This window comes from Serratia sp. 14-2641, from assembly GCF_001692375.1.
Classification (GTDB): domain Bacteria; phylum Pseudomonadota; class Gammaproteobacteria; order Enterobacterales; family Enterobacteriaceae; genus Chania; species Chania fonticola_C.
Genome location: NZ_LXKR01000044.1, coordinates 186,710 through 211,239, shown reverse-complemented (window position 1 = coordinate 211,239; position 24,530 = coordinate 186,710). Strand labels below are relative to the sequence as shown.

Here is a 24,530-nt window from a genome sequence, read left to right as displayed (position 1 = left end):
TTATTTCGCTCCCGCCGGTTGGCTTAGTTTCATCGGCCGATGCTGGCTCAAAGTCTGTTTACGCTTGCAGGCGGGGCAGGTTTCGAACTGGGGCCGTAAGGCCTCAATGCTGTCTGCCCCCATGCCCGCGTGGGCCAGCAACGCCAGGGCGTAATTCACCGATTTGGTTGGCGTAAAGGGCTGTTGGCAACTGCGGCAGTTGAGCAGGGTAAAGGTGGCGCGGATATACAGATCGGGCTTGTGCATCACCGCCATTTCAAACTCTTCCGACAGCCTGATTGCCCGCGTCGGGCAAACCTCTTCACAGCGTGCGCAGAAGATGCAACGGCCAATGAATAACTGCCAGACGCGCTCGCCGCTGGCTTCATGGGTTTCCATGGTTAACGCATTCGCCGGGCAGGCCACGGTGCAGGCGCCGCAGGCGATACACTGCTCAGGATCGTACTCTGGCTTGCCACGAAAACCCGGGCACACCTCTAGCGGCTTAAACGGGTATTTCACCGTGACTTCACCGGCCTTTAGGATGGTTTTAAACAGTTTCAGCATGATCCCTCCCTCACTTGCACGGTGAATTGGTGCGTTCGATCCCGTAGCGTTCAATCTCCTTGTACGGCACGGTCTTCGCCTTACGCTTGTTGATATCGATCAGCGTGACGCGGTCGGTACAGGAGTAGCAGGGATCGAGGCTGCCGATAATCAGCGGGGCATCGGAAACCGTATTGCCGCGCAGCATATAACGCAGCACCGGCCAGTTGGCGTAGGTGGCCGCCCGGCAGCGCCAGCGGAACAGCTTTTGGTTATCCCCCAGCATGCTCCAGTGGATATCTTCACCGCGCGGGGCTTCGGCATAGCCCAAGGCAAACTTGTGCGGCTGATAGCGGAAACCTTCGGTGAGCAGCGGGCCGCCCGGCAGGTTATCCAGGCCGTATTCGATCATCGCCAGCGAATCCAGCACTTCCTGCACGCGCACCATCACGCGCGAATACACGTCGCAGCCGTCGAAGGTGAACAGCGTTTTCGGCAATGAACCGTAGTTGGCATAAGGGTGGTCAAAACGCATATCGCGCTTGAAGCCGCTGGCGCGGATCATCGGCCCCACCGGGCTGTAGTCGCGGGCAATCTGCCGATCCAACAGGCCAATGCCTTTGGTGCGCTGCTCTATATTTGGCGTGCCGAGCAGCATCTCTACCAGTTGCGTCACGTCGGCGCGCATCTCATGGATCAGCTTGATGGTTTTCACCCGCTGTTCTTTCAGGATGTCGCGGCGCACGCCACCGATCAGGTTGAGCCCATAGGTTTTACGCGATCCGGTTAACAGCTCCGCCATGGTCATCGACTTTTCACGCACACGGAAGAACTGCATAAAGCCGGTATCAAAGCCGACAAAGTGGCTCGATAACCCAATGTTCAGCAGGTGGCTGTGCAGCCGTTCGACCTCCAGCAGAATACTGCGGATAGCATGGGCGCGGGGAGGCACATAGATCCCCAACGCATTTTCCACCGAGGTGGTGTACGCCACGCTGTGGGTGAAGCCGCAGATCCCGCAGACCCGGTCGGACAGGAAAGTGACCTCTTGATAGCCCATACGAGTTTCGGCCAGCTTCTCCATGCCACGATGCACGTAGAACAGCCGGTAGTCGGCATCGACAATGCGCTCGCCGTCAACAAACAGGCGAAAATGCCCTGGCTCATCGGAGGTAATGTGCATCGGCCCGATCGGCACCACGCGCGATTCACCGGTGGCCGCATTTTCAAACGGGTAGGTTTCCACGTTAGTGGTTGGCTCGGGGCGCTGGCGGTAATCCATGGTGTCTTTACGCAGCGGGTAAAGATCGTCTGGCCAGTCGTCCGGCAATACCAGGCGGCGTTCGTCCGGTAGCCCCACCGGGATTAAACCGTACATATCACGGATTTCACGCTCGCCCCACACGGCGGCGGGAACGCGAGGGGTAACCGACGGGAACTCCAGCGTGATGGCGCTAACCTGAGCCTTGACGGTGATAAAACACTTTTCCCCTTCCTCCATCGACAGCACGTAGTAGACGGCGAAATCCCCGGTCAAAGTACGCTCGTCATTGCCAAACAGCACCGGCAGCCAACCGCCTAACTGGTAATAGAGGTATTCCACGATCTCGGGTAACGAATTCAGCTTGACCGTGATGGTGACCTGGTTGGCGGTTTGCCACTCGGCATCCAGCAATGCGGAGGGGAACTTCTCGCGCACTTTGGCCAGGTAGCCTTTGCCGAGTTTTTCGTCGTTGTTGAGGGTCAATACGTGGGTTTCGTAGCTCACTTTACTTCTCCTGCCTGAGGTTCGGCCGCAGAGGAATGATTCTGAACGGCCCATGGCCAGCTCAATGGCTGGGCATGAGTGCCAGGCTTGTTGTTCATCACGATGTGGACCGCGTTTTCCAGCAGTCGGCTGACCGGTTGCGGGATATGGGTGCCCATCACCAGCATCAATACCAGCAGGATCACCATCGGTAAGGTCGTCAGTATTCCCAGTTCGCCTTTGTTGACTTCTTCTGGTTTGGCGCCGAACAGCACGCTGGCCACCATGCGGACCAACCCGGCCAATACCACCGTCAGCAGCAGCAACAAGACGATGGTCAACGTAATATGGCCAGCCGCCAGCCCGGCGGTGACCGTCATAAACTCACTGAGGAAAATGTTGAACGGCGGCATACCGCCCAGCGCCAGGGCTCCCCCTGCCAGCAACACGGCGCTGAACGGCATGCATTTCAGCATCCCTTTCGCCACGGTAATATCGCGGGTGCCATACTTCAGCAGCACGTTGCCAGAGCCGCAGAACAGCAGGGTTTTTGCCAGGCTGTGGTTCAGGGTATGCAGCAGAGCCGCCAGAATACCCAACGGGCCACCGATGCCGATCGCCACGGCGATCAGCCCCATGTTCTCCACGCTGGAGTAGGCCAGCAGCCGCTTGATATCGCGCTGCACCAGAATAAAGAAGGCCGCCACTGCGACAGAAAGGAAGCCAAATACCATCAACAGAGTGCCGGTAAAGTCATGGCCCAGGGTGGTGCTGATAATGATGTAGTACCGGATGATGATCAGCAGCGCGCAGTTGAGCAGTACGGCAGAGAGCAGGGCGCTGGTGGGGCTTGGTGCCTCACTGTGGGCGTCCGGCAGCCAGGCGTGCATCGGGAACAGCCCGGTTTTGGTGCCAAAACCAATCAGGATAAACACGAACGCCAGATGCATCAGCATCGGATCCAACTGCGTGGCGTGCTTGAGCACTTCCGTCCAGAAGATGGCGTCGTTGGGATCGGGCATAAAGCTGGCCGCGTTGGCGTACACCAGAATGGTGCCGAACAGCCCGAAGGCCACCCCTACGGTGCAGATAATGATGTACTTCCAGGCCGCCTCCAGCGAGGAGCTCTGCCCGTACAACCCCACCAGAAACGCCGAACTGAGCGTGGTGGCTTCGATGGCCGCCCACATCAGGATCAGGTTATTGCTGGTGATCACCAACAGCATGGTGAACAGGAACAGGTGGAAGAAGCCGTAGTAGTGACACAGCGTCGCTACCGAAATCTCGCCTTCATCAACCTCATGGCGCATATAGCCAATGGAGTAAAGTCCGGTAAGGCAGCCGATGATACCGAGGATCGCCAGGAATAGGGCGCTTAAGCTATCCAGATGCAGCCAGCGTCCGGCAGCCAGAATATCGCCTTGCTGGTACACCTGCATCACCACCCATAGGGAAATCGCCAGCAGCAGCATGATACCGACAAAGTGCAACAGCGTGACGCAGATCCGCGCAGCATTTCCCAGCAATCGACAGGCAAAGGTCAGCAGCGAGAAGGCCAGCGGCGTCAGCAGTAATAGAAACAGCATGGTGGTATTACTCATCATCTCACCCCTTCAACGCCGTCAGTTGTTCAACATTCAGCGTGTTGAGCGTGCGATAGATTTTGCGCGCCAGCACGGCCATCACGATCACCGCAAAAATGGCATCGGTGGCGATACCAATCTCCACCAGCTCCGGCGCACGATTCGCCAGCAGCGCCAGCGTCAGGTGCGAACCGTTTTCCATCAGGCAGTAGCCAAACACCTGCTTGAGGATGTTGCGCTGGGTGACGATACACAGCAGACCGAGCATGAAATGCCCCAGCGATACCGCCAGCGCCGGTTTCAGCGAGGCCAGCAGCGGCACCTGCACCGGCTCCACCACAAACCAGCACAGCAGTACAATCACCGCCGCGGCCAGCATCAGCATCACCGGGCCGATCAGGCTGCCGTTCGCCGAGGGATCGTCCATTTTGCGAAAGGCATAGGCCATGATCACCGGCACCAGCACCACCTTGGTGATAAAGGCGCTGATCGCCCACAGCGTGAGCTGGTGGGCGCCCAGGGTTTGCCCCAGCGTAAAGAAAACCAGCACCAATAGCAGCGACTGCAAGGCATAGAGCCAGCACGAGGCCACGGGCCGTTTGGCGCCAATTACCAGCAGCGAGGTGACCATCATCAGCCCCGCGAGGTTATTGACGATAAGTGAACCAGTCATAATCAACTCCCTTATCCAAGCCAGGCGACGGCAATCACGCTGGAACCTACCGACATCGCGATCAGAATCACTAGCACCACGCTCATCACCAGCGGCAGCGGAGCGGCCTGTGCCACCTCATCACTGGGTTTGCCGGGAATAACGCGCCCAAACCAATAGATAAACCAGGCAAAGCTGGCGACCGATTCGATCAGCACCAGCACCATCAGCGGCGTCATCAGCCAGAACTCGTGCGACAGTTCAAAACCGGCGGCAAAAATCGGGAACTTGCTGAAGAAGCCGTTAAACGGCGGCACCCCGGTGATCGCCAACGCGGCTACACAGAACCCCACGCCCAGCAGCGGCATCTTGTTCATCACGCCCTGCAAGCGCGGCAACATCCGGGTGCCGCAGCTATAGCTCAGCGCCCCGGCCACCAGGAAGAACAGGCTCTTGGCAAACGCGTGGTTAAAGATGTAGGCCACGCCACCGATAAAGGCGGTTTTGGAGCCGAAGATGGAGATGGATAACGCCAGGAAGATATAGGAGAGCTGGGTGATGGTGGACCACGCCAGCAGACGCTTCATATCCTTTTGCGGTAGGTACATCAGGAAACCGTAAATCAGGGTGATAGTCGCCATGACGATGCCGACCCAGCCGATAATATGCGGCACCGTATCCGCAGACAGGATGGCGCGGGCATAGATGTAGACGCCCACCTTCACCATCGAAGCCGCGTGCAGATAGGCGCTCACCGGGGTAGGGGCTTCCATGGCATCGGGTAGCCAGGCCTGCAACGGAAGCTGGGCCGATTTCCCCCAGGCTGCAAACAGGATGCCGCCAAACACGACCAGACTGGCCGTACCGTTGAGCTGCGCAATCGCGCTCAGGGCGAAGGTGCCGGTATTGAGGAACAGCGTCGCTGCCGCCAGGTATAAGCCGATCGAGGCAATATGGGTGATCAGCAGGGCTTTCATGGCCGAGCGCTGTGCCTTCGGCGTCTGGTAGTAGCTAATCAGCCCCCAGGAACAGCCGCCGGTGATCTCGAAGAACAGCAATTGCCCCAGGATGGTGGAGGACATCACCAGCCCGGCCATCGCCCCGATAAAGATCAGCAGGAAAGCGTAATAGCGGTTGCTGCCCTCATGGGGATGTTCGCGGTTGGCCGTGGTGAGGTAACCGGTGGAATACAGGCTGACCAGCAGGCCAAGAAACACCACCGCGAAGACAATCAGCGTGCTGATGCGGTCGATGATAAAACCGAACAGTGCCACGTTGCCGTATTGCAGCAGGGTGATGGTGGTATCCGCCTTGCCATGGGCCAGGAATAACCAACCGATGATCACCGTACCCAGCGTGGCCAGCAGCGCAAACAGGGTACAGATCCACTTGGCCATCCGTTGCGGCACGCAGGCCGTCAGCAGCGCACCGATAAACGGCAGCAGCAGCGTGGCGAGGGCGGTATATTGCAAACAGAGCGTATTTTCCATAATGGGTTTCCTGGCGGCTACAGACCGGTTAGGTAAAAGACAAAGGCCAGCGCCGCTACGCCAAAACCGAGCCAGGTAACGTGATGCGTCAACAAGAACCGCCCACGCGCCAAGGTATTTTCAAAAATGGAGGCGAGGACAAACACCGCCAGCAGCTTGGCCAGCATGATGACTGCCGCCAACGCCAGCGCGGGCACCGTCAGTTCCGCCGCCTTGCCAAAGGGAATAAACACCGCCAGGAACAGCTCAGCTACCACCACCTGCTTGAGACCGATCCCCCATTTCACCAACGCCAGGCCAGAGCCGGAGTATTCGGTCAGCGGCCCTTCCTGAAGTTCCTGTTCCGCCTCCGCTACATCGAAGGGGATTTTGCCCATTTCGATAAACGCGGCGAAACCGCAGGCCAGCATGGCCAGCAGGGTAGCCGTCGGGGAACTCCAACCTTCGGTCAGGGTGGCGCTGATGGTGCCAATATTGGTGGACCCGGCAATCAGAGCCACCACCAGCAACGCCAGGATCAGCGTAGGTTCCACCAATACGCCCAGCGTCAGTTCGCGGCTGGCCCCGATCCCGGCAAACGGGCTACCGGTATCCAGACCAGACAGCGAGAAGAAGAAGCGGAACAGTGCGAACAGATAGAGCAGGGTGATCAAGTCCCCCGCACCGGCAAACGGCGACGTCCGCGTGAAGATGGGCAGCGTCATCGCCACCAGCAACATGCTGCTCAGCAACACATAAGGCATCACGCGGAATATGGCGCCCGACTGTGCCGGAGCCACCTCCTGGCGTTTGAACAGCTTGCCCATATCGCGGTAGTCCTGCCAAATGCCGGGGCCACGGCGCGAGTGCATCCGGGCGCGGATTTGGCGGGAGATCCCGGTGAACAGCGGCGCGAGCGCCAGCATTATCAGCGCCTGCATCAGCGCGAAGAGTCCCATCATTAACGACGGTGTTTCCTGCATCGACATGCTATTTCCCCTTAAACCGCGACAAGCAACAGCAGGATCACCAAGGCGATCACCACATACAGGCAATAGAAGCGGAAGTCGCCGCTCTGCATGCCCTGCAACCGCACACCCAGACGCTGAGAGGCCTTGACTAGCGGATTGATGATCCAGTCATCCCAGAACGGTTCGGCACGGGTTGCCCCTGCGGTGGTCTGTTCCAGTGCCCGCGACAATGCAGGCGTTGGATCGAGCTGCTTGCGCAGACGGTACAGCGAGGCAAACATGGCACGCAGTGGCTGGGTAAAGCCCCCTGCGGACACCGCCATCGCCTGCTCCCAGTTATAGCCACAGGCCCAAGGGTCGCCACGGCGGCGGAAGCTGGACTGATTGCTTTTCAGCAGCAGATACACCGCCAATGGGATCAGCGGCAGAGCGAGCAACAGGATAAAGGTCAACGCCGGCGACAGCATGGCCTGGCTGGCCAGTTGCGGCACCAGCATTGAACCTTGCACGACGGTAACGTCATGAGTGCCAACCAGCGTCATGGCAACCTGCGCCAGAATGGGTGCGACTACGCTGGCCCCCACGCCGAGCAGTACGCACAGCAGGGCCAGCAACAGCATGGAGACTGTCATCTGCCACGGCACTTCGCGAGCCTGCGCCGCTTTTTCACTGCGCGGCCCGCCGCAGAAGCTGACGCCGTAGACCTTGACGAAGCACATCGCCGCCAGCGCCCCGGTGATCGCCAGCATCACCATGGCAATCGGGCCGCTGAGGCGCATCACAAAGTTACCGTCGTGGCTCATGGAGAATAGCGATTGGTAGGTGTACCACTCGCTGATAAAACCGTTCAGCGGCGGCAGGGCGGAAATCGACATACAGCCGATCAGGAACGCCAGCCCGGTCAGCGGCATCAGCTTCGCCAGACCCCCCATCTGTTCCATATCGCGGGTATGCACGCGCCAAATCACGGCACCGGCCCCTAGGAACAGCAAGCCTTTAAACACCGCATGGTTGAGCAGGTGATACAGCGCGCCGAGCAGGCCCAGCGCAGCCATTATCGGATGTCCGCTAGCCATGCCGACCATCGCCACGCCAACGCCCATTAAAATGATGCCGATGTTCTCTACCGTGTGCCAGGCCAGCAGGCGTTTGATATCGTGCTCGGCCAACGCATACAGCACACCCAACACCGCAGACACCGCGCCGAAGGCCAGCACCACGATGCCCCACCACATTTCGGTGGCACCCAGCAGATCGATCCCGACCTTGATGATGCCGAAGATGCCGATCTTCACCATCACGCCAGACATCAGCGCAGAAGCATGAGAAGGGGCTGCTGGGTGGGCTCGCGGAAGCCAGCTGTGCAGCGGCAGCATCCCCGCCTTGGCCCCAAAGCCAAAGAAAGCCAGCAGGAAAACGACCGATGCCATCCAAGGGGAAAGCGACAGCGAACGGAAGGAGTCAAAGTCCAGGCTGCCGCTCTGCCGCCACATCAGGAAGAAGGCGATCATGATCAGCACCGATCCGGCATGGGCGATAAAGAAGTACAGCAAACCGGCGCTGATGGATTCGTCATCCTGATCGGCGATCACCAGGAACCAGGAGGCCAGCGACATCATTTCGAACAGAATGATGAAGTAGAAGGCGTTATCCATCACCACCAGCCCGACCATCGAGGCGATAAACAGGTTCATAAAGAACCCCATGCTCGCGGCGCCTTTACCGCGATATTCCTGCACATAGGCGATGGAATACAACGCGCAAACGGTGACCAGCAGCGAAATCACCACCAGCATAAAGGCCGCCAGCGAGTCCATGCGCACCACAAAAGCGGCAAACGAGAACAGGCCAGGGGTGGAGAAGGAGAGGGTATGCCCGCTTAACAGGACGGGAACGGCGCTGCATAGTCCTAACAGGCCACCGAGCATTGCGCTGATCCCCGCCAGCAAAATGGCAAGGCGCTCCCGGCGAAACAGCAGCAGCGACAGCACGCCACCGGCGACATAAATCACCAAAGCCCAAAGCAGTAGAGTGAGAGAGTCCATGTTTATTTCTGCCCCCTGACGAGAGAAGGAGAGGATGGCCAGCCGATCGCGACCTGGCCGGCTCGCGCCAAACGCCGGGCCTGCGCTTCCTGCTCAAGCTGCTGTTCATCGACGATATGCAAGGCATTGGTTGGGCAGATGCGTACGCATTCAGGCCCATCGGCGAGGAACGCGCAGAGATCGCACTTCACCGCCACCGTTTTAATCCCGGCATTCCAGGACAGATAGGGCGATTGGCTTGCGGGACTGGTTGGCACGTCGGGCAACAGTTCTGCCGGGACGTACTGTTCAAACATCGACGGGATATTGACCGGCCCACTGCCCGCAGGCGTGATTGCACCGAACGGGCAGGCCAGGCCACACAGCTTGCAGCCAATGCACAGGGTCTCGTTCAGCTCGATGGCGTGCTCGCCGTGCGTGATGGCATTGACCGGGCAAACGCGCGCGCAAGGGGCGTCTTCACATTGGCGGCAAAGCATCGGTGCCGTTTGCTCTCCGACGCGCGTCACCGTCAGTCTGGGATGCGACTGTAGCCCTTCAGCCTTATGCACCTCGGTGCAGGCGGCCATGCAGGTGTTGCAGCCGATACAGTGCTGAGGCTCCGCAATAACAAAGCGGTTCATGGCCGTTCCTCCAACAGAAAGCGATTCACGCTCACATTGCCAACGACAGTGGGGTGAGTGCGGCGCGGCGGCGTTTTTCCGCATTCATTTTTTGCAGCAGCTGTTGGTCTACGCAGTGCAGCGCATCGGTGGGGCAAAACTCCATACAGGCCGGGCCGTTGGCTCGCCCGGAGCAGAGATCGCACTTGTGCGCTTCTGCTTTCTCGGCGGCGGGGAACATCAAGGCATTGCCATGGTGGGGTACCGGGCGGGTGATCACTTCCATCACTCCATATGGGCAAGCCATGACGCAGGCTTTACAGCCGATGCAGCGTTCCTGCGTGACCTTGACCATGCCGTCGCTCTGGCTGATGGCCCCGTTGGGGCAAACGCTGGCGCAGGGGGCATCATCACACTGACGACACAGCACCACGGTGCTGACATTGCCGCCTTTCAGCAGATGCAGGCGAGGCGTGAAGTTGGCGGCATCCAGCGCCGAGACATCCTGGTTTTGGCTATGTGCCACTACGCAGGCGATCTCACAAGTGCGGCAGCCGATGCATTTTTGCGGATCGGCCATGATAAACCTGTTCATCAGTCACTCCTGGTTACCTTCCATCGTTAAACCCCAGGCGGCGAGCCTTTGAGTCTGTGCTGCCGTTAGCTATACATAAAACGTGCCAAACGTAATAAACACATACGAAACAAATGGTTGGGTTTTCATTGGCCGCATATGAACGGCTGATTGGCATAAACGACGACGCGGGAGGGGATATTCGTCACATTCAGCCCGGATTGGCGTCGTCACTTCGTCATTTTTGACGAAATCGGTAGCAAAAATGACGGTTTGGCCCTCACCCCAGCCCTCTCCCACAGGGAGAGGGAGCTGATAGCCCCTACTCTGTTGGGAGAAGGGCTGTCATATCAGCAACCTCGATCGCTCCCTTTAGCAAAGGTGAGTCAGCCGGTGTTTATGACGGATCACTATACTTTCAGCCCAACTCGATCGGTCCCCTCTCCTTGGGGAGAGGGTTAGGGTGAGGGGCCAAGACATCACCTTGGCACCGTAATTGCACTAACTGAAGCTTCGGCCATTCATCACCGAACAACGGAGGACAGATGCATGAAATAACCCTGTGCCATCATGCGATGGAAATCATGCAGCAACACGCCCGGCAAAATCATGCCCGGCGCATTACCGCCGTCTGGTTTGAGATTGGCGCATTTTCCTGCGTGGAAGCGGAGTCCCTACGGTTCTGCTTCGATATGGTTTGCCGTGGCACCTTGGCCGAAGGCTGTGAGTTACATCTGCTCGAACAACAAGCCCAGTGCTGGTGTCACGACTGCCGGGCGGATATGCAACTGCTGGTTCCCCAGGTCTTGGTCTGCCCGCAATGCGGCGGGCGCAACCTGCGGGTGCAGGCGGATGACGGCTTGCAACTCAAGCGCCTGGAAATTGAATAACCAAGAGGAAAAAGCATGTGTATAGGCATTCCCGGTAAGATTGTGGCGCTGGACGAAAACCAACCCCAGCACGCCTGGGTCGACGTCTGCGGTGTGCAACGAGAAGTGAATATTGCCCTGGTGTGCCAGGACGATGAACCGCCAGAAGCGCTAATCGGTAGCTGGGTGCTGATCCATGTAGGCTTTGCCATGAGCCGCCTGGATGAGCACGAAGCACAGGAAACCTTGTCGGCGCTGCAAGCTATGGGGGAAGTGGAGCAGGACGTCGCGCTGTTCCTGGCAGGCGAAGGTGGCCAGGAACGGCGATAAATTGTGCTATCCCCGGCAAATGACATTCCTGTTGCGGTGTTTTGTTGATCCGGTCGGGAGAAATTACCATTAACAAACCTTACTCTTTGTGAGGATGTTCGCTGGCAATAATCTTCGTGACTCAGACAAGTGATAAACCATGTCGACTGTACGCTTAGAACAACAAGACCTGCTCGAAATTACCCGCATGCTGCTCGGGCAGCATAATTTCATCGATCTGCTACTGCAATTGCGTCAGGTGTTGCGGCGCCTGCAACTGGCCGACAGCGTCGCGTTGGTGCTATTTGATCCCCATAGCGAACGGGTGAGTTTTCACGGGCTGGATCACGCGCAGCAGCCGGTAAACTATCAGGACGAAACGCTGCTGGCGAATGGCCCGGTGAGCCGCTTTCAACACAGCTCGTTACCCCAACGCTGGCAGGCCGATGAGCTGCACGATCGCTATCCGCAAATCCGCGCCCTGAAGTTGCATCCTCCCTTCAACCAATACTGTTTGATGCCGCTACATGCGGGGGGGCGGCCGCTCGGTGGCTGTGAATTACTGCGTAGCGGAAACGAGCCGTTCAGCGATGCCAGCCTGGTGCAGTTGCAAACGCTGATGGAGCTGGTGGCACTGGCCACGCAGCAGATTGTTTTGCTGGAAAACGCGCAAGGGCTACAGCACCAACTGCGTCATGAGCTGGATGACTATCGCATCTTGGTGGATGTCACCAATGCGGTGCTGTCAAAGCTGGATCTGGATGACGTAATGGGGGAGATCTCGGAGAAAATTCACCACTTTTTCAACAGTGACGCCATCAGCATCGTGTTACGCAGTGAGCACGCCGAGCAGCTCACCATCTACTCTACCCACTATCTGAACAATAACGCCGCCGAACGCCAGCAGTACAACGTGGCGCTGGCAGGCACCTTAACCGAACGGGTGATGAGCAGCGGCGAAATGCTGCTGTTGAACCTGAAAAATGCCGAGCAGCTTTCCGGCTATGAACGTCGGCTGTTTGATATATCACAGGGCAGGATCGAGGCATTGTGCGTATTGCCACTGATATTCGGCCAAAAGAAGCTGGGCGTGCTGAAGCTGGCGCAATGCCAGGCGGATGGCTTCAACGCGGCCAACTTGCGGGTGCTGCAACAGATTGCAGAACGTATTGCTATCGCGGTGGATAACGCGCTGGCCTGCCAGGAGATCAACCGGCTTAAAGAGAGCCTGGTGCATGAGAACCTGTATCTGACCGAGCAGATCAACGTCAATCATCCCGATCTGAGCGAGATTGTTGGGCGCAGCGCGGGGATGTCTTCGGTACTCAAACAGGTCGAAATTGTGGCTAAAAGCGACTGTTCGGTGCTGATCCTCGGGGAAACGGGCACCGGCAAGGAGCTGATAGCACGAGCGATCCATAATCTGAGCGAACGGCGTGACCAGCGCATGGTGAAAATGAACTGTGCGGTAATGCCTGCGGGTTTGTTGGAAAGCGACCTGTTTGGCCATGAAAAAGGCTCGTTTACCGGGGCTTCCACGCAACGCATGGGCCGCTTTGAGCTGGCGGAGAAGGGGACACTGTTCCTGGATGAAGTGGGGGAGATCCCCATTGAGCTGCAACCCAAGCTGCTGCGGGTGTTACAGGAGCGGGAGTTTGAGCGAGTCGGTGGCAACAAACCGATCTCTGTTGATATCCGTCTGATCGCCGCCACCAACCGGGATTTGCAACAGATGGTGGCCGATCGTGAGTTTCGCAGCGATCTGTTCTATCGCCTGAACGTGTTTCCTATCGTCATTCCACCGCTGCGCGAACGGCCTGAGGATATCCCCCAGTTGGTGAAGTTCCTGACCCATAAAATCGCTCGCCGCATGAAACGCACCATCGACAGTATCCCGGCGCAAACGCTGCGGTTATTAAGCCAGATGCCATGGCCGGGCAACGTGCGTGAACTGGAGAACGTGATTGAGCGGGCGGTATTGCTGACGCGTGGCTCGGTGCTCGAGCTGCCGCTACCTGAATTGCCGTATTCGCAACCCGCAGTGGTGCCCTCGGCGCCAGCCATGGAAACGGTATCGCCGGAGGAGGATGAGCGCCAACGGGTGCTACGTGTGCTGAGAGAAACCAACGGCGTAGTCGCCGGACCACGCGGGGCAGCACAGCGCCTTGGGCTAAAACGGACAACGCTGCTATCGCGGATGAAAAAGTGGGGGATTTCGGTGAATTGACCAGAACGCAAACCGTAATGCCCCTCCCCCCCAACCGACCGGAAGGTTGGGGGGACACATCTGTACCACTAGGTACGGCTATTTAACCAAAGGCCCAGCCGAAAAGGCCCGGAATTTCATGCTTTCAGGCCTCTGTCCCTATTCTGATATCCTTATTTTAAGCTAGCTTTAAGGTTATTATTTCATAATGAGATCTCTCTTGGGGAGATAAAACCTATCATTAAAGCTATTTTCTTGTCATTTTTAATTAAATAAATGGTTTTTTGTGTATTTATTGGTTGCATTAACTATTTAAATATATCTTATTGGATTTTAAATCTACTTATATTTTCCATGGTGGTTTTTATATCTACTTTTTATGTGGTTTTGTGATAAATAACCAAAAAAGGCATTTATCACTGTTCTGTAGAACCCTTGATTGATGAAATATCGATTAAAATCAAATGATTGAATTTAATTTCCGCGGTTTTATTACGGGCATTGACAGCTGAGCGACATTAATTAATATTAGCGGGGAGGAATTTACGATCAGAAAATTCTTGTAAGATGGAACTCGAATTGGCCTCACCCGCACAATGGGTATTTTGGTATGAATACCAGAGTTAATAGGCTGTAATAGTTTGCAAAGGAATGGCGTGTCAGATAATTAAGCTTTATCTTTCCCCTTCTACTTATTGTTCATTTAAACATCAACATGCGTGTTTTAAGGTTTTCCTTATATCGCTCGGTTGATATATTTGGATAATGTTCTCTTGTTGGTGACGTTTAACTCGCCTGTTTTTATTCCATTTGACTGATGGATTTCCTTACGGCAGGCGTTTCGTGGCGTCCCCTGATTAAACGCTGGGTAGATGACAATGAATATTAACGTGCTTATATCGAACGATAACAAGTTCTTTACGCAGGGCCTGACGTATCTTTTGCGCCAGTACTTTAATGAGAAAGACATCTTGGTTGACGTTGATGAGACACTTGATGCCAATGTTCATTACTATTTGGCCTTTATTGGCGTCAATAATCTGTCGCAATATCTCTACGCCAGGAAAATGGTCATTTCCGAGGCGATTTTTATTATTCAACCTGAGGTTGAGCTGATTTCAAATCGTTCAGGGAGGACAATGAAAATGTTGCAAAGCAAGCAATCTATCAGCTCGTTCTTGCAGCAAATTGACGAGGTTTATCTCACACCGCAGAGGTTGTCGCAGATTAGTTTACCTTTGTCATTGACTCTGCGAGAAAAGGCTGTTTTACATTATTATTCTATTGGTTATACCAACATCGAGATTGGTAAGGTGTTGGGCATCAATCAGAAAACGGTCAGTGGACACAAAATCAAAGCGATGAACAAGCTTAACTTCAAACACAAAGGTGAGTTTAGGCGTTGGCTCATTGGGGCGGATTTGCCCTTAGATGCGTTGAGCAGAAAATCTGAGGTGAAACGCTTATCAGATGATCATTTATCTGCAGTTAAATTATAAAGTTAGCATAATATGAAGTATATAATTGATACCGGACTGGTATTTGATAGCGATGAAAGAACGCTATTCTTGCAAGAGTCACCAGGTGAATCACTCGAGATCGGGGCGATCACCGCCCGTTTATTTGTTGAGATGCTAGAAAATGTAGCGGGGGTTGAGCGTGACTATTTGCTGGATGCCGTGTGGTCCAATCATGGCTTGAAGCCGTCAAATAATAATCTCAATAACCACATCAGTTTGTTACGCAAGAATATTGCCAGCATTGCAGCGGTGGATGATCTGATCATTACCTTGCCCAAAAAAGGCTTTGTGGTGAACAAGAAGTACGCTGTGAACGTGCTTGAGGTTCCTGAACAACCTGAAGCAGAAGCCAAATTGGCAAAAAAAACGACTGCGATGGACTATCCGGCGACCCTGTGGTTTCTCTCAATCACCATCGTCATTTTGCTGGTGCTGCTTGGCCTGGTGATTACCAATGATTACCACGCTATGTTTGGGGTGTGTTGAGTTAAGTCTGGTTAGAGTGGGTGGGCATTCTGATTTACTAATCTTATAATCAGTTCAAGCCCCCATGATGCATTGCAGGTTGCCATCTTATGCCACAAACGCCGTTTAGCCGGATCACCCATACGTTACGTAGACAAAACAAGGCGCTGTCTGGTCTGGTTGTGCTGGCAATGGTTTTGGTCGCAGGACTGTATTGGGGTTCACAACGCATTATCGATCAGGAGCGCGGCCGCTTCACGTTAGATTTCCTGACGCTGGTGGGGTATGCCCACGAACAGGAAACCTTCCTGCACCAATTACGCCATCAGAGCGGGCAACTGTCAGAACTGCCCGTTACGCGCGTTGGCAGCTTTCATGAGATTGCTACCTTGCCTGCCTGGGGAGCCCGGTTTTTTGAAGGGCGTGAATCCGTGGTGGATATGCCATTCTCCTTAATGTGCGAAAAAGATTGCCCCAGCGCACCAGCGTCGCTGTTCCCGCTAGGCAGCTATCTCGCCGATTTTTACGCTTCGTTTTGGGCCTCATCCTATTACCCTGCCTCCCACGTTTTCTTCGTTAATCAAGTAGACGATATCAGCGTCAGCGTACCCGCCGTTAACGTCAGTGCCGGGTATGAGCCAATCAACTTTGAGACCTACCGCGCAGTGGTCGATGCCGTGCGGGAGAAGCTAAGGCGTCGCACAGCAACCGATATTTGCCAGTGGCATGCCGGGGACAAGCCAATAGATGATGAGACTATCTGGTTTCGTAACGCGGCCCTACCAAATCGACTGATCGGACTGATCCCTGCCGGGTTATCGCCCAGTATCTGGCGCGACTTTGGTCAAAGCGCTTCCAGTTGCATCTACGCGGTAACCCTGCTGAGTCGTACGCAGGTGGGGGTACTGGAGCGAGCCGTCAACCCGGCACCACGTCATATATTCTGGCTGCAACGGTATAATTATATGTGGCTGAGCCATAAAGAGTTCGGCTTGCTGATGGGAGAAGGCCAGCCTCCGAGTGTCGACATGCCAGGTTTGCACTACACCCTGAACGGTCTGGTGTTCAAGGTTGTCGACCCAAGCGGCGATTGGACGGGGTATTATTCCGTAAGCTATACGAGCTTTTTCCAGGACAACCTGTGGTTGCCAGTTAGCGTGCTATTGGTGGTGCTGGCCGGCAGCATGAGCGGCTTGGTTTATCTGCGTTGGTATAACCGGCGGGTGATCTTGCCAGCTCAGGAGGCCCAACATGAAATACTGGAAAGCGATGCCTTTAATCGTACCTTGATACAGACGGCCCCGGTTGCGTTGTGTCTGATCGATCGTGCCGATAGTCATCTGGTGTTTGGCAATGCGCTGGCTTTGGACTGGTTAGGGGCAACTGTCGGCGAACGGTTACCAGAATCTGCCACCACCACCAGGCTGCTGGATCAGGTGTTTTCCGCACAGACGGCCGGGGCTATCGAACAACTGGATATGGCTGGGGGAAGGATACTTTACGTTGCCTATGCGCCAACCCGCTATATGCAGCGTGACGTTATCCTATGCGCCTTTGCGGACGTCAGCGCACGGGCGGAAATAGAACGCCAACTGGCACGAGCCAAGGCGGCTGCGGATGACGCCAGCGCGGCAAAGTCTACCTTCCTGGCCACCATGAGCCATGAGATCCGCACGCCGTTGTATGGCGCATTAGGCACTTTGGAGCTGTTGGCTACCACGCGGTTGGATCGCCAGCAACGTCAATATGTCGAACGCATCGACGATGCTTCACAAATGCTGCTGCAATTGATCAGCGATATCCTGGATGTCAGCAAGATTGAGGCCGGGCAGTTGCGGTTGGAAAAGAGGCCGTTTCAGCCGCGCGAGCTGGTACAAAACTGCACCGGGACTTATGCGGCAATGGCCCACCGTAAGGGCTTGCTGTTGTTCTCTGTGGTCGATCCCGAAGTGCCGCCGGTGGTGATTGGAGATGCGGTGCGCATCAGGCAGATCCTGAGTAATCTCATCAGCAATGCGATCAAGTTTACCGAGTTTGGCCACGTCATCGTTCGGCTCAGTCAGGTCGATGCTGGCCGCGAGCAAACCCGGCTGCACCTGGAGGTCTGTGACAGTGGGGTCGGCATCTCTAAAGCGCATCAGGCGAAACTGTTCACTCCCTTCTATTTGGTTGGCGAGGGTCAGAGCAGCTTGGGTGGCGCGGGGCTAGGCCTTTCCATCTGTGAACGCCTTGCCGAGTTGATGGGGACGGAAATCACGCTGGAAAGTGAACCCCGGCTAGGTAGCAAGTTTGCGGTGACGTTGGATCTTGCCGTTGGTGAAACGTCCGATGTGCGGGAGCCGCAATTGGAAGGAGCCACCGTGCTGGTACGCTCGCCGCATCCGGAACTGACCGACAATATCTGTACTTGGCTTCGGTATTGGGGGGCTCAAGCGGAACCGGCGATAGATCGCCTGTTGCCGGTGAATGACGAGGCTATTTTGCTGGATATGCAGCGGAGCTCGCCGGGTGAAGCGCTTGAGTGGCATGGGTCGATTTTAACCGTCTATTTATCCGGTGAAGTTGTTAATGGTGCTGAGGTTGATGCGTACAGCCTCAGCAGCATAGGTTATGGCATTAGCCAACTGCTCAACGGTGACCCTCCAAGCGAACAGCACGAAATGGCTCTGCCGCAATTCCACTTTCGCGTATTGGTGGCAGAAGACCATCCTCTTAACCAGGTCACACTACAGGGGCAACTCGAACTGTTGGGTTGTGAGGTCCAACTGGCGGGCGATGGTGAAGAAGCGCTGGCACAGTGGGATATCACTCCCTATGACCTGGTGCTGACCGACGTCAACATGCCTTACCTGAATGGTTACGATCTGGCGCGTAAGCTGCGCGCGGAGGGGGCAACGGTGCCGATTATCGGGGTAACGGCCAACGCGATGCTGGATGAGGAACGCCGCTGTGTTGAAGCGGGCATGGATGCCTGGCTGGTCAAGCCGATTGAGTTACGTACGTTGGTAGAAATCTTGCGCAAATTTTCCCACAACGACCATAATCAATTCGAGGGTAACGACGATAGGGATTTCAAACACGTAGAACCCAACGTGCTCAACAAACACCGCGACATTTTTCTCAGCACCATGGCGGAAGATATGCGTCAGCTAGAGCAGGGAATGGCAGACAACGATGCTGATCGGGTTGCCACGGCCTTACACCGAATGCGGGCTGCGCTGGCATTGGCACAGCATCGGGCGCTGGCGGCGCAAATGGAAGCGCTTGAGCTGCATATGCAAACGCAGGGTCTGGATGAGCAAGGGCAGGCCAGAATGCCCGCGATCGTCGCTGAGATACGTCAGGTTTTGAACAGCATCGCATCAATCTGATAACAAGAAGATGGCCGATGAAAACATTACGCGTAGTCCTTGTGGATGACCACCAGGTGGTATTGGCTGGACTGAAAGACTTTCTGGATCAACTGCTCCATATCGAGGTCGTGGCCACCTTCGCCTCCACTGAGGAGTTGGTTCGCTATCTCAAAACCACCCCACCCGATGTTGTTATCACCGATTACAATATGCCTAACGATGAGGTACATAAAGACGGTTTACGCTACGTCGATTTTCTGGTCAGAAATTTCCCGCAGATCAAAATATTGGTATTGACCATGATCTCCAATCCGATGATCGTGTCTGCGCTTTATGACGCAGGGGTAGCGGGCGTAGTATTCAAACAGGATCCGCTGTCAGAGGTGCAATCAGCGTTACGAGCCGTAAGGGTGAACGCCAGATATTATCCCGCTTCGTTCCAGAGCGATGGCCGTGGTGATGAGCGCGAGGTATTTATACAGCAACGCATCAATAGCCTGTCCCCACGTGAGTTTGAAGTTTTGCGCTATTTTGTCGAGGGTGACTCCATTGCGCATATCGCTGAACGGCTTAATCGGAGTGCCAAGACGGTCAGCCTGCAGAAGAACTCCGCCATGCGTAAGTTGAACGTTGAGAGTAATCAGGAACTGATCCGCTTTTGCATGGGAAACCATATTTTTGACTGATAGCACGGCGGTTAAGTGGTGCTTAAGCACACTAAGGTAACTTGGTGTTTTTATCTGATTAGATAATATTATATAGATTTAAATTCTGGTAAATATGTTTTATTAGAGGTGATTATCTGTAATGCGGGTGACTTGCGCTATGATGCATCTTTTGATTATATTTAATTAATAATAAGTAGTTATTTTATGTTTTTTTCCTGTTTTTTATTTAAGCATAAATAATCTTACTGCCGCATAATACTTGATTAAAAAAGCTGGCTGGTGAATGATATTGCCGTGGCACAGCGTAGCTTTGCTGAGTAAAATTAAGAACTCCCTTCTCCAGTCCCATTGGACGCAGCTATTTGGTTATATTATGCAAAGTAGCAGGTGATTAAGTGAACTATATTATCAACGGCAGTTTATTCTTTGATACCGAAGAGCATTTACTCTCCAATGAGCAGAATAATAAAACGTTAACGTTAAGTGCTATTTCATCTCGGCTTTTCTGTGAGCTTTTGAAAAACCCTGCGGGTGTGACTCGAGAGCATTTGCTGAATGTCGTCTGGTCAGAGCATGGGCTCACGGCATCAAATAATAACCTCAATAATCATATTAGTATATTGAGGAAGCATTTGGAGGAGTTGGCTGACCTGCACGATCTGATTAAAACCGTGCCCAAAAAAGGCTTTGCCTTGAACCGCAATCACATGATTGTCCTGGTTGATGGGGAAGGGCAGCCAGCGAGGGCGGTTCAGGGAGCAACGGTGAAGGAAAAACCCTCTTCCAGGTCAATGTATATGAGCCTTGCCCTTTGTATCCTGGTTTTGGTGGCGCTGTTTACTTCGCTGTATGGCAATAAAATTCACTCGATGTTTGCAAATACTCAGCCTAAAACCTTCTATAAGTATAAAGGGTGCGTATTGAAAACGCTGAGGGAGATCCCTGAAAAAAAACGGGAGGCGTCCATCGCTCTCGTCATGGAGATGATAAAAAAGAATGACGTGGATTGTGAGTACGATCGCTATGACGTATTTTTCTATCTCAGTGGCGAAGAACAGAGCGCCAACCAATTCAGAATGCTGTCTTTGTGCCGCAATGAGAATGGCGGGAATTATGAACATTGTTACAGTATAAAAGTGGTTTGATGGCGATGAACAGGAAAAAGTTGGCGTATGCGTTTATCATCATTCTGCTGTTAGGGGCATCAACCCTGGCGTTCCTGATGTCTTCGGAGAGCAAAGGACAATACTTCAAGTGTGATACGGAGGTCTATTTCGAAAATGTAGCCAGCCACAGCAAGATTGAAGGTGATGTCTCTCTCATGCTGGTAAGCGACAATATAGGCATGCTTTATGTGAGGGGAGTGCTCAACAAGGAAGGGGTGAATTATAATGTCAACCGCAAGATTTACTTTAACTACGGCAATAAACCCTACGGCACCTACTATCATCTTAAGAAAATCGGTGATGAAAATTACTCTACCGCCAATAGTGCGCCGGATGCGTTGTTCAATGAGCTGATCTTTGAGAATAAACAAGAATTGTATATCTCGATTACCCCCATCGGCAATGGCGGCTATGAACTACGCGAGATGATCTTCCCGATAGCCATATGTGCGAGCAAGCGGATGTAAAAGAGCAGCCAATCTCTCGATTGGCTGCTTGGGCGAAGCTAAGGCTGGCCTTAGGCTTCGATTGGGGCACGCCAGTCGTCAGAACCCGAAGTCCCGGCAGTGGTGTGTTCCCAAGTGATTTTACGGTATGCCAGTGAAACGCGAACCAACTGAGTGAACTCAGCCTTGGTTGGATCCTGGCAGTGTGGCATTTTGCAGTCGATATCGATGATGGTGGCATCTTCCAGTTTGGTGGTAAAGAAGTGCTCTTGTTTACCTTCGATCGAGGTGCGGTACCATTTCAATTCAACCGTTGGCAGCATTTCGCCAGAGGCCAATGCGTTATACAGCAATGGAACAGCTTTGTTATAAGCCACGGTGAAGCGGAATGGCTTATGTGCACGCTGCCCTGACGGCTGGCCTGACTGCGGGTCGGTTGGTACGGTAACGATATGTTCAAATTCCTGAACCAGCATCTGGTCTTCGTGGCCTTGAACAAAGATGTTACCGACAGATTCAGCGGTAAATGCGCTGGCGGTGATATTACCCTGGGTTTTCCCTGTGATAGAGATATAAGCTGGAGTTGGCATCTTAAAGATCCTTGTTAGATAAGCTTAGTAATAACTCAATGCTAGTCACACCCCTCGCCGATAATAATCGACCTCGAATGTGACTTGCCCCACTTCTCACTTCGGCCATCACTATAATCGGGTCTTTCTCTAGTGCCAAGCCACTCACAAATTTGCAAGGTTTATTGGTCTTGTTAATGGTATAAATGATTATAATATTTGCATTATTGGTGTTTTATGCTGGTTTAAATATTGATGGTGGTTATGATTTGTTGGTTAAACATAATTATAATAATTGCATGATTTCGTAACACTATGTTTTTACTGAATTAATTAATTTTTATAAAATTATTTTTTATGATCATAAGCCGAAAGTTGTTCTCGCCAGGTGATAAATTATTAGGAGGCTTAGTAAAGAAAAATTTATGGACTTTTACCGGTCAGATCGGGGACGATACATTCAGTGAAGCTATGCTAATGCAGGAACTGTCCAGTTTTGCCGTGGTCCGTAATCTCATTTCTCGGGGTTTTGTTATTATTTAGGATGATTCTCAGGATTCCGTAAAATATAGGAGGATTCCCAACTTTGCGCGTAAAGACGGATTATTCGCAGACTTCGGCACGGCATAGGAGGAAGGTATTTAGGTTTACGGTGATAGATTTACTATCTGAATAGATGGCGATGACTCTATTAGCATGGATGATATCTGAATGTCATTTTCCGGTGCTCATTCAACAAACATTAGCTGGTATTCCCTTATTGTGACTAAAAGGACGAGTGATGAGTAAGAATAATCAAAGCAGTGTTGCCCCCAAGGAAAGGATCAACATCAAGTATGTTCCTAACACGGGCGATCAAACCACTGAAATCGAACTGCCACTGAACCTGATGGTTGTTGGCGATCTCAAGGGGGTTCGTGAAGATACTCCGATTGAAGAACGTCAGGTCGTTTCCGTCAGCAAGAACAACTTCAACGCGGTGATGAACGAAGCCAATATCAACCTTTCGTTCACTGTACCCAATCACCTGGAAGGCGAAGGGAAAGAAGAGATGCCGGTAACTTTGGCGATCAATTCCCTCGACGATTTTTCACCGGATAACGTGGCGAAAAACGTCCCTGAACTGAAAAAAATTCTGGAACTGCGGGAAGCGCTGGTCGCCCTGAAAGGGCCTCTGGGCAACATTCCTGCCTTCCGTTCTCGTCTGCAAGATCTCCTAGGCAATGAAGAAATGCGTGAGCAGTTGCTAAAGGAACTGGACATTCTTAATCAGAAATAATTGAGACGGAAAGAGGGAATTTTACGTATGTCTTTACATGAAGAAAATGCGGTTTTAGCTGCCGAACCTACCAGTACCACTTTCCTGCTTGACGAAATCATGTCTCAGACCCGCATGATGCCGGGCAATGATGGCTATGACGTCGCCAAACAGGGCGTTGCTGCATTTATCAGCAGCATTCTGGACACTGGCACCAACGAAGAACCGATCAACAAGCTGTTGGTCGACAGAATGATCATTGAGCTGGATAAAAAGCTCAGTGCCCAGATGGACGAAATTCTGCATGCCAAAGAATTCCGCGAAATCGAATCTTCCTGGCGTTCACTGAAGCTGTTGGTGGATCGCACCGATTTCCGTGAAAACATCAAAATCAACATCATGCACGCGACGAAAGAAGAGCTGCTGGAAGATTTTGAGTTCTCGCCGGAAATTATCCAGTCTGGTTTCTACAAGCACGTGTACTCATCCGGTTACGGCCAGTTTGGCGGCGAACCTACCGCAGCCATCATCGGTAACTATGCGTTCAGCAACAGCACCCCGGATATGAAGCTGCTGCAATACGTCAGCGCCGTTGGGGCCATGGCACATGCGCCGTTCCTTTCCAGCGTTGCGCCGGACTTCTTTGGTATCAACAGCTTTACCGAGCTGCCAGCCATCAAAGACATGAAGTCGGTGTTCGAAGGACCAGCACACACCAAATGGCGTGCGCTGCGCGAGTCGGAAGACTCCCGCTATCTGGGCCTGACCACGCCACGTTTCCTGCTGCGTTTGCCGTATTCCACCGTTGAAAACCCGATCAAGAATTTCAACTACTACGAAGACGTCAGCAAGGATCACGAACACTTCCTGTGGGGCAACACCGCATTCCTGCTGGCAGCCTGCCTGACAGACAGCTTCGCCAAGTATCGCTGGTGTCCGAACATCATTGGGCCACAAAGCGGTGGTGCGGTGCACAACCTGCCGGTTCACCTCTATGAGGCGATGGGCCAGGTACAGGCGAAGATCCCGACCGAAGTGCTGATCACCGATCGTCGTGAATTTGAGTTGGCGGAAGAGGGCTTTATTACCCTGACCATGCGCAAAGGAACCGACAACGCGGCCTTCTTCTCGGCCAACTCGGTCCAAAAGCCGAAGGTATTCCCGAATACCCATGAAGGGCGGATGGCGGAAACCAACTACAAGTTGGGTACCCAACTGCCGTACATGTTCATCATCAACCGTCTGGCTCACTACATCAAAGTGCTACAGCGTGAGCAGATTGGTTCGTGGAAAGAGCGTCAGGATCTGGAGCGTGAGCTGAACATCTGGCTCAAGCAATACATTGCCGATCAGGAAAACCCACCGACCGATGTCCGCAGCCGCCGTCCTCTGCGCTCTGCTCAGATCCAGGTGCTGGATGTCGAAGGGGATCCGGGCTGGTACCAGGTGGCGATGCAGGTGCGTCCACACTTCAAATACATGGGAGCCAGTTTCGAGCTCTCGCTGGTTGGTCGTTTGGATAAGGAATAACAG

At 53.7% G+C, this 24,530-nt stretch carries 21 protein-coding genes; 11 read left to right on the top strand and 10 right to left on the bottom strand.

Annotated features, from left to right (window positions below):
- Genes hyfH through hydN form a run of 9 tightly spaced genes read right to left on the bottom strand, consistent with a single transcriptional unit; the run spans position 1 to position 10,189 of the window.
- A complete protein-coding gene (gene hyfH, locus A6U95_RS16270) occupies positions 1 to 546 on the bottom strand; it encodes a hydrogenase 4 subunit H (protein ID WP_065685208.1) in 546 nt (181 codons plus the stop codon).
- A 10-nt stretch (positions 547 to 556) separates the two neighbouring features.
- On the bottom strand, positions 557 to 2,293 hold the full coding sequence (locus A6U95_RS16265) for a hydrogenase large subunit (protein ID WP_065685207.1): 1,737 nt from the start codon (positions 2,291 to 2,293) through the stop codon (positions 557 to 559).
- Entirely contained in the window at positions 2,290 to 3,873 is a 1,584-nt protein-coding gene (locus A6U95_RS16260) for a hydrogenase 4 subunit F (RefSeq protein WP_065685415.1), read from the bottom strand. Before A6U95_RS16260 ends, A6U95_RS16265 begins: the two co-directional genes overlap by 4 nt.
- 4 nt (positions 3,874 to 3,877) lie before the next feature.
- Positions 3,878 to 4,528, bottom strand: coding sequence for a hydrogenase 4 membrane subunit (gene hyfE / locus A6U95_RS16255; protein WP_065685206.1), 651 nt, complete (start codon positions 4,526 to 4,528; stop codon positions 3,878 to 3,880).
- An 11-nt stretch (positions 4,529 to 4,539) separates the two neighbouring features.
- A complete protein-coding gene (locus tag A6U95_RS16250; protein WP_065685205.1) occupies positions 4,540 to 5,997 on the bottom strand; it encodes a hydrogenase 4 subunit D in 1,458 nt (485 codons plus the stop codon).
- 17 nt (positions 5,998 to 6,014) lie between these two features.
- The gene (locus A6U95_RS16245; protein WP_065685204.1) at positions 6,015 to 6,965 is read right to left on the bottom strand and encodes a respiratory chain complex I subunit 1 family protein; all 951 of its coding nucleotides are present in this window, start codon (positions 6,963 to 6,965) and stop codon (positions 6,015 to 6,017) included.
- Between the two features lie 11 nt (positions 6,966 to 6,976).
- Positions 6,977 to 8,992 (bottom strand): hydrogenase 4 subunit B, encoded by a 2,016-nt coding sequence (gene hyfB, locus A6U95_RS16240; RefSeq protein WP_065685203.1) that lies wholly within the window; start codon positions 8,990 to 8,992, stop codon positions 6,977 to 6,979.
- 2 nt (positions 8,993 to 8,994) lie between these two features.
- Positions 8,995 to 9,615, bottom strand: a complete 621-nt coding sequence (locus A6U95_RS16235) for a 4Fe-4S dicluster domain-containing protein (RefSeq protein WP_065685202.1) — start codon at positions 9,613 to 9,615, stop codon at positions 8,995 to 8,997.
- Positions 9,616 to 9,646: 31 nt separating this feature from the next.
- Positions 9,647 to 10,189, bottom strand: a complete 543-nt coding sequence (gene hydN, locus A6U95_RS16230; RefSeq protein WP_065685201.1) for an electron transport protein HydN — start codon at positions 10,187 to 10,189, stop codon at positions 9,647 to 9,649.
- Between the two features lie 524 nt (positions 10,190 to 10,713).
- Here hydN and hypA point away from each other — a divergent pair.
- The 9 genes from hypA to A6U95_RS16185 all read left to right on the top strand — a co-directional run bounded on the left by hypA (position 10,714) and on the right by A6U95_RS16185 (position 21,191).
- Positions 10,714 to 11,058, top strand: coding sequence for a hydrogenase maturation nickel metallochaperone HypA (gene hypA / locus A6U95_RS16225; protein ID WP_065685200.1), 345 nt, complete (start codon positions 10,714 to 10,716; stop codon positions 11,056 to 11,058).
- Between the two features lie 15 nt (positions 11,059 to 11,073).
- Positions 11,074 to 11,367: a hydrogenase maturation factor HybG gene (gene hybG, locus A6U95_RS16220; RefSeq protein WP_065685199.1), complete on the top strand. Its 294-nt coding sequence runs from the start codon at positions 11,074 to 11,076 to the stop codon at positions 11,365 to 11,367.
- Positions 11,368 to 11,506: 139 nt separating this feature from the next.
- Positions 11,507 to 13,573 carry a formate hydrogenlyase transcriptional activator FlhA gene (flhA, locus tag A6U95_RS16215; RefSeq protein WP_065685198.1) on the top strand — a complete coding sequence of 689 codons (2,067 nt, stop codon included), beginning with the start codon at positions 11,507 to 11,509 and terminating at the stop codon, positions 13,571 to 13,573.
- Between the two features lie 857 nt (positions 13,574 to 14,430).
- Complete coding sequence (locus tag A6U95_RS16210; RefSeq protein ID WP_158006217.1) at positions 14,431 to 15,051, top strand: helix-turn-helix transcriptional regulator; 621 nt, start codon at positions 14,431 to 14,433, stop codon at positions 15,049 to 15,051.
- Positions 15,052 to 15,063: 12 nt separating this feature from the next.
- Entirely contained in the window at positions 15,064 to 15,558 is a 495-nt protein-coding gene (locus A6U95_RS16205) for a winged helix-turn-helix domain-containing protein (RefSeq protein ID WP_065685196.1), read from the top strand.
- 89 nt (positions 15,559 to 15,647) lie between these two features.
- Positions 15,648 to 18,908 (top strand): hybrid sensor histidine kinase/response regulator, encoded by a 3,261-nt coding sequence (locus A6U95_RS16200; RefSeq protein WP_065685195.1) that lies wholly within the window; start codon positions 15,648 to 15,650, stop codon positions 18,906 to 18,908.
- Positions 18,909 to 18,925: 17 nt separating this feature from the next.
- A complete protein-coding gene (locus A6U95_RS16195; RefSeq protein ID WP_065685194.1) occupies positions 18,926 to 19,576 on the top strand; it encodes a response regulator transcription factor in 651 nt (216 codons plus the stop codon).
- A 377-nt stretch (positions 19,577 to 19,953) separates the two neighbouring features.
- Positions 19,954 to 20,703, top strand: coding sequence for a helix-turn-helix domain-containing protein (locus A6U95_RS16190; protein ID WP_065685193.1), 750 nt, complete (start codon positions 19,954 to 19,956; stop codon positions 20,701 to 20,703).
- Positions 20,703 to 21,191, top strand: coding sequence for a hypothetical protein (locus A6U95_RS16185; protein WP_065685192.1), 489 nt, complete (start codon positions 20,703 to 20,705; stop codon positions 21,189 to 21,191). The genes A6U95_RS16190 and A6U95_RS16185 overlap by 1 nt, the downstream gene beginning before the upstream one ends.
- 50 nt (positions 21,192 to 21,241) lie before the next feature.
- Here A6U95_RS16185 and A6U95_RS16180 read toward each other — a convergent pair whose 3' ends face one another.
- Positions 21,242 to 21,760: an Hcp family type VI secretion system effector gene (locus tag A6U95_RS16180; RefSeq protein WP_021178406.1), complete on the bottom strand. Its 519-nt coding sequence runs from the start codon at positions 21,758 to 21,760 to the stop codon at positions 21,242 to 21,244.
- 760 nt (positions 21,761 to 22,520) lie between these two features.
- On the opposite strand from A6U95_RS16180, the gene tssB reads away from it, so the two are divergent.
- Both tssB and tssC read left to right on the top strand, forming a co-directional pair.
- Entirely contained in the window at positions 22,521 to 23,018 is a 498-nt protein-coding gene (gene tssB / locus A6U95_RS16175) for a type VI secretion system contractile sheath small subunit (protein WP_024529701.1), read from the top strand.
- Between the two features lie 27 nt (positions 23,019 to 23,045).
- A complete protein-coding gene (tssC, locus tag A6U95_RS16170) occupies positions 23,046 to 24,527 on the top strand; it encodes a type VI secretion system contractile sheath large subunit (RefSeq protein WP_021804827.1) in 1,482 nt (493 codons plus the stop codon).
- The last annotated feature ends 3 nt before the right edge of the window (positions 24,528 to 24,530 follow it).